Source organism: Sorangium sp. So ce296 (genome assembly GCF_051529605.1).
Taxonomy (GTDB): Bacteria; Myxococcota_A; Polyangia; order Polyangiales; family Polyangiaceae; genus Sorangium; species Sorangium cellulosum_D.
The window spans coordinates 9,656,162-9,671,380 of sequence record NZ_CP150325.1; the positions used below are offsets into that span (position 1 = coordinate 9,656,162).

A 15,219-nucleotide genomic window follows, 5' to 3' on the forward strand; every position below is an offset into this window, starting at 1 on the left:
CCGGCCGGACGGGGCCTTGCGCGTTGGTGCTTCGCGCCCGCCGGGGTACGCTCCCGAGGCATGGCGTCACGTCTTCTCTTTGAAGCGGCCTCGGTGTGTGGGCTCGCCCTCGGCTGCGCGGCGTGCAAGCCGGCGGCGGAGCCGCTGCCGGCCCATGTGCGCGTCTCCATCGACGGCGCGGTCATCAGCCCGGCCAAGGCGGATGGGCGCCAGTGGGACGGCATGGGCACGGTCCCGGTGGGGGCGCTGACCGCCATCGGCGACCTGCTCCGCGCGGCGCACCCCGCCGCGGCGGCCGCCAGCGCGGCGGGGTACGCCGCGGAGGCGGCGGGGGCGGGCACCGAGCCGCCGGAGCCGTTCGGCTCGGCGGAGCTGTTCGCGGGCGGCCGGTCGCTCGGCCGGCTCACGCTCGATCGCCCGGGGCAGCGCGACACCTGCACGCCCGGGTGGAAAGGCCCGCCGACCTGGCGCCGCGTGCCGCTCGCGCCGGACGTCCACGTGAGCGGTGAGCTCATCGACCGCGACCTCGTGAGCGACGACTTCATCGGGAGGTTCGCCATCCACCGCGATCACCTCGTCGAGGCGCTCCGGGCGCGCACGGTGTATCCGGTGCCCGTCGGCAACCAGGCCGCCGGACAGGTGCTGTTCGTCTGGATCGAGGTCTGGCCGGAGTAGACCGGCGTGGACCCGAGCGCCTGCGCGGCGCAGCACCGGTGAAGCAAACCTGCTCGGCCGGTTCTGCGGTGCGCCCTCCCGGTGTATCCTGCCGGTTGCCGCCCGTGGGACTCCGGGGCGATTTCCGAGCCCAGTCTGGTTACTGTCGTAGGTAGATCGCCCCACCATTCCCCGGGCGGCTTTCGTATGCCGCCCGCGCCCCCCGCACGCTTCCATACCGAGCGCGTCGAGCGCGAGGACCTCGTCATGTTCATCAACGCCTGCTTCGCGTGCAGCGGGCAGGCCGAGTTCTACGGCTCCTCCGGCGGCCAGGTCGTCTCCGTCGACTTCCTCCACGAGTACATCCTCGGCAACTACCGCCGCCTCTACGCGCGCACGCTCGCGGCCGGCATCAACCACTTCAACCAGGCGCGCATCGCCGTGAACCTCCTCGCGACCGGCGCCGAGACGCCCCCCGCCGATCGGCGCGAGGAGGGGCTGCTCATCGCGGCCGCGCTCCGCGAGCTCCCGCCGCAGCGCGCGCTCCGGGCGCTCCGCGAGCTCCGGGAGCGGCGCGTGAACAACCGCCGCGCGCGCGCCGTCATCCGCGACTACCTCGCCGCCCGGCCCGACCCGGCCTTCGACGCCGTGAAGTACCGCGCCCACGTCCGCGCGCTCGCCGTGCACGCCCACCTCCGGCTCCCGGGCGAGATCGGGCCGTTCCTGTTCGAGCCCGGGCGGCGCGCGCCGTTCGAGGCGCCGCTCCTCGAGCGCGCGCGGCAGGCCCGCTACGCGAAGGAGGCGATCTTCGACCTGCCGCTGACCGTCGCCGAGGGCCTCGCCGCCGCCCGCGGCGTCTCGCGCGACGAGCTCCTGCGCCGCGCCGCGCCGCGCATGACCGAGGGCGAGCGCCTGCGGCTGCAGCGCGCCGCCGGGCGCGAGGACGTCGACCTCGCCGTCGACCTCGGCCGCGCCCCGCTCACGCGCGTCGCCCTCTACGCGCTCTCCCTGCCCGAGGCGGCGCGGCGCGACCGCCGCGACGAGCTCCACGCCGCGCTCGAGCGCGCCGCCGCCCGCGCGCTCCGCCGGAGCCCCGCCGCGCTCGGGCGCGTCGCCGCCGTGCTCGACCGGAGCTACTCGGCGTCCGGATCGAGCGAGAAGCGCCGCCGCCCGCTCGCCGTCGCGCTCGGCGTGAGCTACCTGCTCCGCGCCGCCGCGAGCGAGTACCGCGCGTTCTGGACCGCGCCCACGCCGGACGAGATCCTCGTCGGCGCGCGCGGCCAGACCGATCTCGCGACGCCGCTGCTCGACGCGCTCGCGTGGCGGCCGGACGTCGTGATCGTGGTCTCGGACGGCTTCGAGAACGACCCGGCCGGCGCCGCCGCCGAGGTCGCGCGGTGCTTCCGGGCGCGGCTCGATCCGGGGCAGCGCACGTCGATCGTCCACATCAACCCGGTGTTCGACAGCGAGCGCTACGCGCCGCGCGCGCTCGGCCCGTCGATCCCGACGGTCGGCCTGCGCGACGCCGAGGATCTGCCGACGGTCCTCGGCTTCGCCCGGTTCGCCGAGGGGACGGCGCCGCTCGCGGAGCTCGAGCGTTACCTCGCGCGGCGCGCGGATGCCCTGCTCGCGCGGCACGCCAGGGCGCCCGGCGCGTCGGTGCCGGCGGAAGAGTCGCCCGTCGCGGCGGCGCCGTCAGAGGAGGCGCCCGCGGCGGCGCTGGAGGCGACCTGATGGCGAAGGGGCCGGCCCTGCTCCAGTCGCTCTCGCTCCGGGGCCTCACGGCCACGCACGCCCAGGTCTTCGCGGGCGTGCGCCTGGTCCCGCTCCTCCGGTCCGCGCCGCGCGACGACCTGCGCATCGCCCGCCGCCGGTACGACGACCCCATGGCGCTCGTCGATGTGGGCGACGGCTCGTACTATTGCTCGAGCTACGTGCCGCACGCGCTCGTGGTCGGGTGGACCGAGGACGGCTCGCCGGTCGCGTCCTACGGCGCGGCGCTCGCGGGGCCGGCCGACCGCAACCCGCTCGCCAAGATCTGCCGCGGCGTCAACGTGCTCCACCGCATGGTGCGGCGCGAGGCGCGCGGCGAGGACCCGGCCGAGCGGAACCGCCTGCGCCTCCTGCCGCAGCACCTCGCGATGGAGGGCTTCCTCGCCTTGCACTTCAACGCCCCCGAGATCGCCTGGTCCGAGTACTCGCGGCGGGCGATCTCCCGCGGCCTCGATCCGCGCATCGAGGTGTCGCTCTCCGGTCGGGCGATCCCGAGCCTCGAGGACGCGCTGCGCGTCTTCGAGATCCACGAGGGCCAGAGCGGCCTGCTGCTCTTCGTCGGCGAGCTGCTCGCGTCGGTGTTCGTGGTGTCGCACCCCGACGACTACCGCGCGCTGCACCGCACGCTGATCGAGGACTTCTACGAGCAGACGCTGCTCTACGCGGCCCGCCACAACGGCGACAGCCAGGCGTTCGCGCATCCGATCGACGAGGCGCAGATCGGCTCGCTCGACGACCTGCGGGCCGCGCTCGGCCGGGCGCGGGCCGAGGCCGGCGCGCTGCACGTGGACACGGCCGCGGGCCTCCTCGGCCGGCCGATCGCGGCGCAGCGCGTGTACCGGGCGGGGCCGTTCTCGCTGCAGCGGTTCATGACCGAGCTCGATCCGGCGCTCGACAACCACATCGGCGAGGCGATCGTGCGCGACGACGGCTCCTTGGAGTACGCGAAGACCTACCGGCTCTCGGCCGGGCAGGTGCGGCGCGCGCGGCTCCTGGAGCAGCTCGCCGCGCACGGGTGGAACCTGGACGCCACCGCGGCGGCGCTCCGGATCGCGCGCGACCAGCTGCTCCGGCGGATCGACGGGGAGGGGTTCGGGTATCTGATCGCGGAGCACGTGCTCAAGGCGGCGCTGAAGCGGACGCGCTGAGCGACCGCGTACTGCCCCGGGGGCTCCGGCGCGCGCCCCTCCCGGCGGTCAGAAGCTGGCGCAGAAGCTCGCGTAATCCAGCGCGACCTGGTCGGCGTAATCGAGCGCGATCGCGCGCACGTTGGCGCGGAAGCCCGCGTGATCCCCATCGGTGAGCGCGTCGATCTGCACGTCGACCGAGCCGGGGAACACCGCCGTGTCCCAGTCGTCGTCGGCGCGCGCGTGCTGCGTCGCCAGGATCTCGCCCCACTGCTGGGCGAGGTTGGTGAAGCGGGTCATCGTCGAGAGGCTCGCGGTGTCGAAGGTGTCCTTGTAGGGCGAGCGCTCGCGCACGCTGTAGCTCTGGCCGTCGGAGAGCGTCATCCAGCCGAGCAGGTCATCGACCCGGTAGCCGAGCGCCTTGTACGCGAGCACGGTCCGGGTTGCCTGGTTGCCGCCGCTCGCCGCGTTGGTCTGGGAGACGGCGGCGGCGGCGATGCCGGCGAACGCGCTCGGCGCGCCCTGGGCCTTGATGTCGAGGAGGCGGTCGTCGTCCTGTCCCGCGGTCGGCCCCTCGATCAGCACGTAATACCGCGTCACGCCGAGCGAGCCGATCCCGCTGTGCAGCCGCTGGGCCACGCTCTTCACCGCGAAGTAGGCGGCCGGCAGCCCGCTGCCGCCGCCGCTCAGGGTGGCGCGATAGGCCGCCATGTGGCCCCGGACGTCGGCGTCCACGGCCGCGGACACCGGGGCGAGGTCCGGGTTGCTCCCCGTGTCGAGCGCGCGCGCGCCGCCGATCTCGATCGTGAAATCGTCGAGCATCTCGGCCCGGCTGTTCGACGCCTCGACGTCGTCGAGGAAGTCGTCGAGCAGGCCATAGGTGTTGCTCTCCGTGAACTTCCGCGTGGTCTCCTGGTTGTTCCCGGCGTAGCTCGCGATCGCGTCGAGGTACGCCTCGGTGAACGCGTCGAGGAGCGAGCTCTGGTCGGCGAGGCTGTAGCCACCGTTCTCGCGGGCGACCAGCGCGAGGCTGGTGGCGAGCCGCCAGACGTCGAGCTGGTAGTCGCCGATGACGGCCTCGTCGAAATCGTTGATGGCGTATACGACGTCGCCCTGGTCGTCATCGAACGCGCCCATGTTGTTGACGTGCATGTCGCCGCCGAGCCACGTCCGGGTGGAGCTCGCGCCGCCGTACGTGAGGAGCTGGGTCGAGCTGCCGAGATCCTTCCAGTAGAGGTGGTTGGAGCCGCGGAAGAACGTGAACGGAGAGGCCTTCATCTCCGCGTACTTCTCGGCCCGAGCGCTCGAGGGCAGGCCCGCGTTGGCGCTCGTGATCTCGGCGACGATGTAGCTCGTGCGGCTCGAGGCCGCCGAGCCGGGCGCGGCGGCGAGGGCGACCGCGGAGAAGGCGGCGGCGGCGCAAGAGCGGCGCGCGACGAGCGCGCGAATCGACGGTCTGGACATGGGCTTGCTCCTGGGGGCGATCGCGGCGTCGTACGTCGAGCGCCGCGCGCTCAGCAAGCGCCCGGGCTGGGTGACACGGACTCGAGGCGCCGTCGTCGTGGTGTCGAAACGGGTACGGCGCTCCCCGGCGAGCGGGGGAGGGCCACGCGCTCATGCCCACGCTTCGCACGGATGGAGCCTGGAGCCACCGCGGCGGCGCTCCGGAACAGGCGCGACCAGGTGCCAAGGCGGATCGACGGGGAGGGGTTCGGCCCGGCGCGAACAGCGGCCGGTGAGGCGGCCGGCCGACCTGACCGAGGTTGAGGCCGACCTGACCGAGGTTGAGGCCGACGCGACCGAGGTTGAGGCCGACCCAGGTTGAGGCCGACGCGACCGAGGTTGGGCGGGGCCGCCTCGGCCTCTGTGCCAAGCGAGTGGGCGAGGACGGCGATCTGTGCCGTTTCAGCGTTCCGCTGTGCCAGGGGAGGGGGGTCCGGGACTGGCACAAACGCAATGCATTGCGACACACCGGGGTCCGGACCCCTCGAGAACGTTCTGCGGAGCGCGCGAGAGGGCGATTTTGTGCCAAAAATCGCTCTGAAACGCACTTTTTTGTGCCATTTGCCCCCCGAGAACGCGGTTTTTTGTGCCAAGAGGGGGGTCCAGACCCCTCCAGAACGCAATGCAGAACGTTCGCAGGGGTCCCGGACCCCTCCGGGTCGGCAACGTCGCGCGTGCGCGGGCGGGCTGGAACGCTGCTCGGCGAAACGCGGAGCGTGCCCGGGGCGAAGAGGAGCGCGGACCAGGTAATCTCCCTCGCATGCAGAGGCCCGGGGCGCCCGGCGTGTGGATGGAGATCGCGCTCGACAGCAGCGGAGCCGAGGTGCGGGCTGCTGCTCGCGGCAGCCGGGGGAGCAGACGGCGCCTCACGCGCTCGGTCCGGAGCTGGGCGCAGCGCGAGGCCGCGAAGGTCGCCGCCGACGGCCTCGACGACCCGAGGCTCGACTGGCTGGTCCTCACCCTCACGGACATCGCGAAGCCCCTTCCCCGACGCCCCTGTAGCTGCGCCCCCGGCCAGTCGACGTCGGCGAGCAGGTCTATCTCGTCGGTTGTCCTTACGCCGAGGCGACCTGTAGGCAGAACGTCTATGCCGGCAAGGTCACCGCGCGGAGCGGACATCGCTTCCGCTACGACATCGACACTCCGGTCGATCTCCGCGGCTTCAGCGGCGCGCCGGTCGTCGACCAAGCCGGGCACGTGGTCGGTGTGATGACGGTCTCGTTCCAGCCCAGGATGCGGGGAGAGCTGCACCTGGAAGCCGGCGGCGAGGACGCCGCCGCGATCTACCGGAGCGTAGAACGGCAGCGCTGAAGAGCGCGCCATCCATGGCGACGCCCACGGAACGGCCGCCCGCGCGCTCATCCCGCTGCATCCTACCTCCGCAAGGGGCGCCGATGCATGGTAATCGTACGAGCCTCATCGGAATGCCAACACCGTATCCGGTGCGCATTCCGGTTGCGCGCTCGAATTTGCCGCGCTTGTAGTCGACCATCCGACTCGCGTCCTGCGGTAGGCTGCACGCCCATGCCGAAGTCGACACCCCGAATCGCGAGGACCACGAGAACCGCGAAGAAACCCGCGCTCGGTCCGAGCGCTCACGCGACATGCAGCGTGCCGTGGCACGCCCCGACCGCGCCATGAGCCCCGCCCAGAACAGGTATTGCGAGCGCCTGGGCATCGCCGTTCCCCGGGTCGAGGACGTCGCAGCGCAGGGCACGGCGAAGCTCTTCCATCTCATGATCGTCGCCCTCCTCGAGCGCGGCGGACCCATGACCCTCGACGAGATCGCGGAGCGCCTCGAAGCCGCCGGCGTGGTCGCAGAGACTGGCGATCTCACCCATTCGCTCCGAAAAGCATGGCACGGCATGGCGCCGGTCTACCGCGACGCAACCGGTCATTTCGGCCTCGACCTCGACGCCTTCGCGCTCCGCATCTTCGTGCGCGCCGCCGGCCTCCTCGCGACACGCGCGGCGTCGGCGCCCCCCGCGCCGACACCTCCCGCGCCCGGCGACGACGTCCCGCTGTCCGCCGAGGAGCTCGACGCGGCCTTCCGCGATCGCTACATGACGAGCCTCTCATGGGTCCGGCAGGCCGCGGCCGTGCTCGACGCACGGCAGGAGCCCATGACGGCCCAAGAAATCGAGGCCTTCCTCGCGGCGCTCACGAATCATCGAACGCCGCTCGGCGAGCGCAACGGGCCAGACAACAGCGACCTCTTCGTCCTCGGCGCGGACGGGCGGCTCACGCTGGCCCCGCGCGCGCCCGGCCTCGCCGCGATGCGGCGGGCGATCCGCAAGCTGTCGCAGCCAGAGCTCGTCCGGCGGGCGGAGCGCGCGGCGTGCACGGCGCGCATCGCGGCCCGGCGGATAGAGCTCGACGCGGAGGCTCGCCGCGACGCCGAGATGGCGCGCAGGGCCCGCCGCGCCGTCGTTCGCGTGGTGCCTTTTCCGGAAGAGCCGCAGGCCGCGGCGGTGCTCGACGTCGGCCAGCGGTCGATCCGGATCTTCCTCGGTCGCGACATGGCCGAGCTCGCCGGCGCGCTCGAGCGGTTCGACGTGATCGCGGGCCTCCACATCCGCGACACGCTGCACGCGCTGGGGCTTGACGCCGACCGCCGCCGCGTCGTGGACCTCAGGCCGCCGAAGAAGTCGAGACGGCTGAACCGCGCCGGCCGCATCCTGGAGATCACGCCGGAGCTCCTCATCGCCGGCACCACCGGTATCAGCCGTCCTCTCGGCGACCCCGAGAAGGTGGCGAGCTACCTGGCCGAAGGAGACCACGCGAAGCTCGCGCGCCGGCTCGAGAGCGATGTGAAGGCGCTCCACGCATTCTACCAGTACGGTGTCCTCCACGGCTTCGTCCGGCTCCGCTGGGGATTCATCGACGAGGCGCTGAGCACGGATTGGGCGTTGCCCGGCGATGTGAGCCTCTACCAGCAGCTGAAGAGCGTCAGCGAGACGCGCGCGGCCGTCGACCTGGTGATCGGGGCGGCGCCTGGCTGGGCCGATCCTTGGGCGCGAGCGCGGCGCGTCCGCGTGCTCGATATCTCCTTCACTGGCGTCCTCGTCTCGGAAGGGGAAGGGCGAGCGACGTTCGCGATCGCACAGGACCAGATCCAGGCCGTTCGCCTCGTTCCTGAGCACACGGAGCCGAGCTCACGGCGGTCGGACGGAGCAGAAGGAGAAGGGCCTGCGAACGCGGACCAGCCAGCTCAGCTGAACTGAAAGCTCTCCACGGTCTCTCGGAACACCGCGCGCATGTCTGCGAGCGCCCGATCTCGCCGGGGGTTCCCCCTCGCGACGCAGCCGAACAGGGAGACATGCGCCACGCGATCGCCAGCCTCCGCGCGGAAGACGCCGTTCGCGGAGAAACCATCGATCGCCGGACCGCTGAAATCGAACGCGAACCCCGCGGCGTCCCCTGATACCACGGGAACATCCGCCGTTCGGCGGCGAACCTCGCCCTCCTGGGACCCAGGGAGCGCCTCCAGCCTGCTCACGATGCCGTCGCGTTCGGCGGCGACCTGCGCCTCATCGCCGTGGGACAGGGTGACCGAGAGCGTCGCCGCACAGGTGTTGCCGCCGAGCTGCGCGAAATCCTTGGCGGTCCGGAGGCCAGACTCCTCGGTTTCCTCCGAGCGGAGGAACCAGGTCGCCGGGTACGCGAGCGAGAACCCCTCGTGATCGACGCGCTTCGGGTGGGAGAAATCCACGAAGTCGTCGAACGAGTCGGGCATGCTCCCCTTGGGATCGCTCCACCCGAACGAGGTCACGGTGATCGGGTTCTTGCCGCCGTCGATCGACAAGCACGCCACGCCCGTCAGCATCACGCGCGGGTTGAGATCGTGGTGCTTCTGGTACTCGGCCCCCGGGATGGGCGTGACGAGCGGGTACGCCCGGTCGATCCCGCACGGATAGCGGACCTCGCGCGCGGCGCCGCCCAGCGCCTCCTTCGCAGCGTCCCAGCGGCGGACCAGGAGGAGGTTCATCGCCATCGACGTCTGCATCTCGGGTCGCTGGGCGAGCGTCGCCATGTCGACATTCCCGCTCATGGCGGCACCTCGGATCCGCTCGACCCGGCCCGGCGTGGGATCGGGCACGTCCGGAGCAGCCCGCGGATCGGAGCGGAACCAGGCCGTGCACTCGCCGAGCGGGGTCTTGAAATCTGCGGAGAGGGCCCAGGATCCGTCGTCCATCTGGCCATGGAGGCGAATCGCCATGGCCGTCCAGGTCCCGTCCTCGCGCTCGAGGAAATAGGTCACATACTGGCCAGCTCTCCACGGCGGATGAACGGGCTGATGTTTCGAGCCGAGGCGCTTCTTGAGCCAGTCCAGCATCGTTCACCTCCGATACGAGCGCGTCAGGCATCTCGGCGCGCAGCCACATCACCGCGTCACTCTACCGCGAGGGACCATTGAAAGGAACAGGGGGCGTCGCCAGCCCGCCAGGCCGGCAAGGTCGCCGCCGACGGCTCGGCAACACGAGGTTCGACGGGGCGACTCTGTCCCTCAAGGACACCGCCGCCGTGCGCTCCTCCCCCTCTGGGCCCCTCCTCCGCACCTCGCGGCGAGAAATCATCAATGGATACGGCATCCTCGAAATGCCGCCGACCCCTCGCGTTGACCCCCCTCACCCCCCTGGCACCCTGCCGTCGATATGACCGCTGCCGCCCCCAGCACCCTCGAGCTCTTGCTCGCGGACGCCATCGAGCTCCGCCCCACCCTCGCGGCGGGCCTGCCCGAGCTCGCGGCGGGCATCGCGCCGAAGCCCGAAAAGACCGCGCGGGCCGTGGACGCGCTCTCGCTCGAGAGGCCCGACGCGGAGCCCAATGATCTCGAGCTCCAGCGCTGGTCGGTGATCGCGCCCGACGGCGCCCCGGGCGACCAGGCGCTCGAGGCGATTGCGCCGCTCCTCCGGCTGCGCGAGGCGGAGCAAGGGGCCAAGGTCGAGCCCTACCGCGTCCGGCCCGGCATGGGCGTGGCCGAGTCGCTCCGGTGGAAGCACGCGGTGCTGCGCGACGAGCGCGTCGCCGAGGAGGAGAGGCCGCGGTACCTGCTCCTCCTCGGCGATCTCGACCAGATCTCCGCCGAGCTCCAGCACGTCCTCGCGAACGGCAGTTTCGTCGGCCGCCTCCACGTCGCGGGCGCAGACGGCAGGCCGGATCTCGCCGGCTATGCCGCCTACGCGGAGAAGGTCGTGCGCTGGGCCGAAACCCCGACAGACCACGACCAGCCCGACGCCCTGTTCTACGTCGCGGAGGACGGCACCGCCGCGACAGAGCTCGGCCGCAGCCTGCTCGTCGATCCCTGCATCGCAATGGCCCAGAAGCCGGGCCGGCGGCGCCCCCTGGCCGCGAACGTTGTCGAGATCCCGAGCGCCGAGCTCGCGGACGACCTCCTCCGCGCGGGGAGCACCGCGAGGCCCTCCGTGCTCCTGTCCGTGAGCCACGGGCTCGGCCGGCCCAGCGCCGGGTGGTCCTCCGTCGAGCAGCAGCGCGCGCTCCAGGGCGCGCTGCTCGTGGGCGCATGCGGAGGCCGCGACGCGCTGCTCACGGCCGAGATGCTCCAGCGCGCCCCCTTCCTCCCGGGCGGCCTCTGGTTCTGTCTGGCCTGCTTCGGGGCCGGGACGCCCGAGCAGAGCGCGTTCTACCCCTGGCTCTCCCTCCTCGCGCGCGAGGGCGCCTATGGCGGCCAGGCCCGGCGCGTGCTGGCGAGCCTGCCCCGCGACGGCGAGCGCCCGTTCCTCGCCGCGCTGCCGCAGGCCGCGCTCCGCAACCCCGACGGGCCGCTCGCGGTGATCGGGCACCTGGACCTCGCCTGGACCTACAGCTTCGTCGACCCGGCCCGGGCGGCGCAGAGCCGCGCCTCCCGGATCTTCAGCAGCCTCCAGTCGACCGCCCGCGGCAGCCGCGCCGGCGTGGCCCTCGACGCGCTGATGCGCTCGTACCGCGAGGTCAACGACGAGCTGATCGCCGGCTACCAGGCCGAAGAGGACGCGCGCGCGTGGAACCGGCCCGCCCCGGTCGAGCCCATCCACCGCAGCCGCGCATTCATGCTCCGCAACGACCTGCGCGGCTACGTGCTGCTCGGCGATCCGGCGGCGCGGCTGCCCCTGCGCGGCTGCCCCTGAAGGGGAGCGAGCCGCCCAACCTTCCTTAGGCATTCAGGTCCGAGCCCCGCTTCACAGCTGGAGAGCGACCCGGACACCCTCGTTGCGGAGCGGACGAACAAGCTCCCAGCGTGAATGGATAAAGCGCCCGGGACGGTGCCTGTGCTCACGACATCTCACCGGCGGACGCCGTAGACAACCGCGCGCCGTACAGGCATCGTCGTCGCTCCCGACACGGTGCGTCTGCAGCGTCGCACCGGCCGCCACGGAGGTGCGCATGCGCGCAGACTTGGACGCTTTTCCTGAGCCGCTCGCGGTGCTCGACGCGACCCTGCGGCTGCGAGAGGTCAACGCGGCTTGGCGCGACGCCTTCGGGGCGGCGCCGGTCCTCGCGCCGCAGGCGGAGGAGGCGGCGCGCGCGGTGCTCGGAGGGGCGCAGCGCCGGATGGAGATCGACGCGGGGGCGGGGGACGGATCGGGCCCGCAGCGCTGGACCTTCCTGCGCTGCGCGCGGGCCGAGGGAGAGCCGCTCGTCTTCGTGCACGCGCGCGCGCAGGGCGCGGCGGCGCCGCGCCGCCGCGAGGAGGAGCTCGCCGAGGAGGTGGAGCTCCTGCGCAGCTTCATCGACCTCGCGCCCAGCCTCATGTTCATCAAGGACCGGCGCAGCCGCTACGTCATGGCGAACAGCGCGCTCGCGGACTGCTACGGCATGACCCCGGAGCAGGTCGTCCACGCGTCCCAGCACGAGCTCACCTCGAGCGCCGAGGAGGCGGCAGGGTTCGCCAGCGTCGACCGGCAGGTCATCGACACACGGCAGCCGGCGGTCATCGAGGAGAAGGAGACGCGGCCGAACGGCGAGGTGCACTGGTACGAGACCGTCAAGAAGCCGATCGTCCGCAGGAGCGGCGAGGTGCAGGTCGCCTGCTTCAGCGTGGATGTCACCGAGCGCCAGCGCGCCCAGGAGGCGCTCCAGCGCTCGGCGCGCGAGCTGCAGACAATGGCCGCGGCGGCCCGGCGCGAGGCGGACGAGAAATCGGCGCTCGCCGCCGAGCTCGACCGGAGGCTCGCCGTCATCCAGGCGCAGCACCGGCAAATCCTGGCGCTCTCCGCGCCGATCCTGGAGGTCGCCGACGGCATCGTCGGCGTGCCGCTCATCGGCGCCATGGATGAAGAGCGGACGGCCATGCTCACCGAGCGCCTGCTCGACGCCATCGCGACGCGGCACGTGCGCAGCGTCGTGATCGATCTCTCGGCGCTCGAGGCGATGGACACGCGCACCGCCGACCGCCTCGTCGGAATCGTCCGCGCGATAGCCCTGCTCGGCGCGCGCGCCGCGATCACGGGGATCCAGCCCGCGGTCGCGCAGACGATGACCTCGCTGGGCATCGATCTCTCGAGCATGGTCACGATGCGCACCCCGAAGGACGCGATCCGCCTCTTCTCGACCAGGAGCTGAGCCCGCGAGGCCGGCGCGGCGCGTCCCATCGGCTTTGGGAGCTCCTTCTGGCGAGCCCGCGGGGACCATCCAGTCGCGCAGATTGGTTCGGGCTCCTACATTCGGGCGGAATCGCCCCGATCGTACGCTCAGGGTTGACAGCTGAGCCCGCTAGCCCGTAGCCTCGATCAGATACCGAGACTTGGGTGCTCGATGCTCGCGGCGTCCCTCGGGTCATGACCCATCTGGGCACGCCGCAGGCGCGAAGACGCAAGCGCTCGGATCGAGGGGGCCTGTGCCCCTCATCGGACCATCTCGAACATACCCGCTCCGCGAAAGCCGAGAGTGGAGGTGCAACATGAAAAAGTCGTTGGTAAGGCTGGCGATCGTTGGTCTGCTGACTGGCGCGTGCTTCCTCGACGTGGAGCAACGCGGCGCCGGGATCGCGCACGCGAACGAGCCTGCGGCGTCCGAGCGCAGGGGCGGCGGTTTTCAGGGCCGCTTCGGCTGGGACGCCTCCGGCATCATCGTCGGGCAGGGCAATTTCGTGGCGAATGGGACCATTACATTCCACCGCAATGGGACGCTCACCGCCACGGAATCGGGGAATCTCGAGGGGGCGTACTTCTCCGATACCTTTACCGGTACATGGACGCTGGACCAGGACGGCACGGGCACCTTCACCACGGTCGACTCGTCCGGCGGCGTCAGCGTCTTCGACTGGGTGCTGACGGCGCAGGGGCAGCGGGGGACAGCGATCGCCAGGGACGCGGGGGACGTCACGCTGCTCAGGATGGAGCGACAGTAACCCTCTCGCTGCCTGCTCTGGCGTTCGCCCGCGCGGCGCTCTGAACAGGCCGCCTGGCCCGCCTACCGCCCGGATTCCCCATCGGCCGGCGCCGGCGGATTCCGCTCGAGCGCCTCGATGCGCCCGAGGAACGCGCGCCCCCGCACCGGATCGGTCATGTACACGAACGCCGCGAGCCCCCTGAGCTGCGCGAGCGTCTCCCCCTTCCCGGGCCTCCCCAGCTCCCGGTTGCGGATCGCCGCGCGCAGCGCGCGCACCCGCTCGCGCGGGACCCGCGCCGCGGGGGCCGCCTCGCCCGCGCCGTTGACGACGAGGCCCGTCACCTTCTGGCGGCTGCCCTTGCGCATCACCACGGTCTTGCCCGGGTGCAGCCGGAAGCCCTCCGCGCTCAAGATCTCCCGGACGCCCCGGAGCAGCGCGCCCACCGGCGCGCGCGGCCGCGCGGCGCCGGCGACCCCGGACGGCTCGGGCGCGCGGAAGGAGAAGGTGAGATCGTCCGCATACCGCGTGTAGCGGAACCCCAGCTTGCGCGCGAGCCCGGACACACGCCGATCGAGCCGCAGGCAGATCGCGTTCGTGATCGCAGGAGAGGTGGGCGCGCCCTGCGGGAGCACGCGCGGGCCGGTCGCCACGTAGAGCGTCTGCCCACGGAACTGCACGACCTCGCGCGGCGCCTCCGTCGCGAGCAGCGCGACGAGCGTCGCCGGACCCTCGGCGACCCCCGCCTTGCGGAGCAGGCCGCGCACGCGACGCCACGTGATCGTCGGGAAGAAGTCCTTGATATCGATCTTGACGATCGTGTCGGCGCCGGCGTGCGCGGCCGCGTTCGTGACGATGGAGCGGCTCGCGAGGAAGCCGTGCGCCGCGGCGTGGACCGGGAGCTTCTCGAACAGATTGCGGAGCGCCCAGCGCTGCGCGCGCTTGAGCTCCCGCTTCGGGGACGAGATGGCGCGCGCGCTGCCGTCGCGCTTCGGGATCAGCCAGCGCCGGTAATGCGTGCCGGCGTCGACCTCGCGGTGGTACGCGAGCCAGCGGAGCCGCGGGATCGTCAGCCCGAGCGCGCTCGCGAGCTCGCCCGCGGAGGGCAGGTCGGGGAGGCCGCGCGAGCGCGCGCGCTCGGCGAGGCCCGGGACGTCGAAGGCGTCCGGCCCCTCGCGATCGCGGAAGTGCACGCCGGCGCCGAGGTGGTTGATGTGCGTGGCGAGGTACGCCTCCCAGGCGAGGCGGCGCAGCGCGCGGCGCTCCCGGGCCTCGACCTTCTTGCGCTCCTTCCACTGGGCGCGCTCCCGGTCCGACATCGCCTTGGGATCGCCGGTCGCGACGGCGCCGCGCGCGGCGAGCTCCGCGCTCACCCACGCGTCGATCCCGCCCGCCTCGGCGATCGCCTTCCAGCGGGCGACGCGCTCCTCGTGGGCGAGGCGGCGCTCCTCGGCGCTGCCGCGCGCCGCCGCGAACGGGGCGGGCGGCGTCGCGAGGGGGAGAACGACGGGGGCTCGGGCGGGGACGGTCGCGTCGATCTTCGCGGTCATGTCTCGGTGAAAGCGCGGCTGTACAGCACGATGGAAGCGGCCGGCGGCCGGCGGTCGAGCTCGGCGCCCTTCGCCGATCGCGGGTTCATGTCGCCAAGAGAGGCCCCGAGCGCATCACCTTCTACCCATGGGGCACGGTAGCCTCACCGGTTCTCCGGCTAGACCAGCGCTACGGCGCCGGGAGAAACGGCGGTTGCGAGGTTGTCTCAGCTCTCCCGGCGCCGTAGCGCTGGTCTAGCCGAAGAGAACCAAGAACAGGCTACCTTGCGGAGAGTGACTGGCG

The 15,219-nt window shown here is 72.3% G+C and carries 10 protein-coding genes and 1 pseudogene; 8 read left to right on the plus strand and 3 right to left on the minus strand.

Annotated features, from left to right (window positions below; all coding sequences use genetic code 11):
* Positions 1–60: 60 nt before the first annotated feature.
* From WME98_RS35850 to WME98_RS35860, 3 genes are all read left to right on the plus strand, one after another.
* Complete coding sequence (locus WME98_RS35850) at positions 61–675, plus strand: hypothetical protein (protein ID WP_437946118.1); 615 nt, start codon at positions 61–63, stop codon at positions 673–675.
* 186 nt (positions 676–861) lie between these two features.
* Positions 862–2,388 (plus strand): hypothetical protein, encoded by a 1,527-nt coding sequence (locus WME98_RS35855; protein ID WP_437946119.1) that lies wholly within the window; start codon positions 862–864, stop codon positions 2,386–2,388.
* Complete coding sequence (locus tag WME98_RS35860; RefSeq protein WP_437946120.1) at positions 2,388–3,575, plus strand: ARPP-2 domain-containing protein; 1,188 nt, start codon at positions 2,388–2,390, stop codon at positions 3,573–3,575. The genes WME98_RS35855 and WME98_RS35860 overlap by 1 nt, the downstream gene beginning before the upstream one ends.
* A 48-nt stretch (positions 3,576–3,623) precedes the next feature.
* Here the strand turns inward: WME98_RS35860 and WME98_RS35865 are convergent, their stop codons facing one another.
* The gene (locus WME98_RS35865; RefSeq protein ID WP_437946122.1) at positions 3,624–5,018 is read right to left on the minus strand and encodes a DUF2252 domain-containing protein; all 1,395 of its coding nucleotides are present in this window, start codon (positions 5,016–5,018) and stop codon (positions 3,624–3,626) included.
* 1,041 nt (positions 5,019–6,059) lie between these two features.
* Between WME98_RS35865 and WME98_RS35870 the strand changes: the two are divergent.
* Positions 6,060–6,206, plus strand: a pseudogene (locus tag WME98_RS35870) (hypothetical protein); the annotation flags it as partial.
* A gap of 467 nt (positions 6,207–6,673) precedes the next feature.
* Entirely contained in the window at positions 6,674–8,281 is a 1,608-nt protein-coding gene (locus WME98_RS35875; RefSeq protein ID WP_437946123.1) for a hypothetical protein, read from the plus strand.
* Here WME98_RS35875 and WME98_RS35880 read toward each other — a convergent pair.
* The gene (locus WME98_RS35880; RefSeq protein ID WP_437946125.1) at positions 8,269–9,393 is read right to left on the minus strand and encodes a hypothetical protein; all 1,125 of its coding nucleotides are present in this window, start codon (positions 9,391–9,393) and stop codon (positions 8,269–8,271) included. The genes WME98_RS35875 and WME98_RS35880 overlap by 13 nt on opposite strands.
* A gap of 319 nt (positions 9,394–9,712) precedes the next feature.
* Here WME98_RS35880 and WME98_RS35885 point away from each other — a divergent pair, with 319 nt between their 5' ends.
* The 3 genes from WME98_RS35885 to WME98_RS35895 all read left to right on the plus strand — a co-directional run bounded on the left by WME98_RS35885 (position 9,713) and on the right by WME98_RS35895 (position 13,407).
* Positions 9,713–11,185, plus strand: a complete 1,473-nt coding sequence (locus tag WME98_RS35885) for a hypothetical protein (RefSeq protein WP_437946127.1) — start codon at positions 9,713–9,715, stop codon at positions 11,183–11,185.
* A gap of 256 nt (positions 11,186–11,441) precedes the next feature.
* Positions 11,442–12,620: a PAS domain-containing protein gene (locus WME98_RS35890; protein ID WP_437946129.1), complete on the plus strand. Its 1,179-nt coding sequence runs from the start codon at positions 11,442–11,444 to the stop codon at positions 12,618–12,620.
* A gap of 337 nt (positions 12,621–12,957) precedes the next feature.
* A complete protein-coding gene (locus WME98_RS35895; RefSeq protein ID WP_437946130.1) occupies positions 12,958–13,407 on the plus strand; it encodes a hypothetical protein in 450 nt (149 codons plus the stop codon).
* A 62-nt stretch (positions 13,408–13,469) separates the two neighbouring features.
* Here the strand turns inward: WME98_RS35895 and WME98_RS35900 are convergent, their stop codons facing one another.
* The gene (locus WME98_RS35900) at positions 13,470–14,936 is read right to left on the minus strand and encodes a reverse transcriptase family protein (protein ID WP_437946132.1); all 1,467 of its coding nucleotides are present in this window, start codon (positions 14,934–14,936) and stop codon (positions 13,470–13,472) included.
* Positions 14,937–15,219 lie beyond the last annotated feature (283 nt).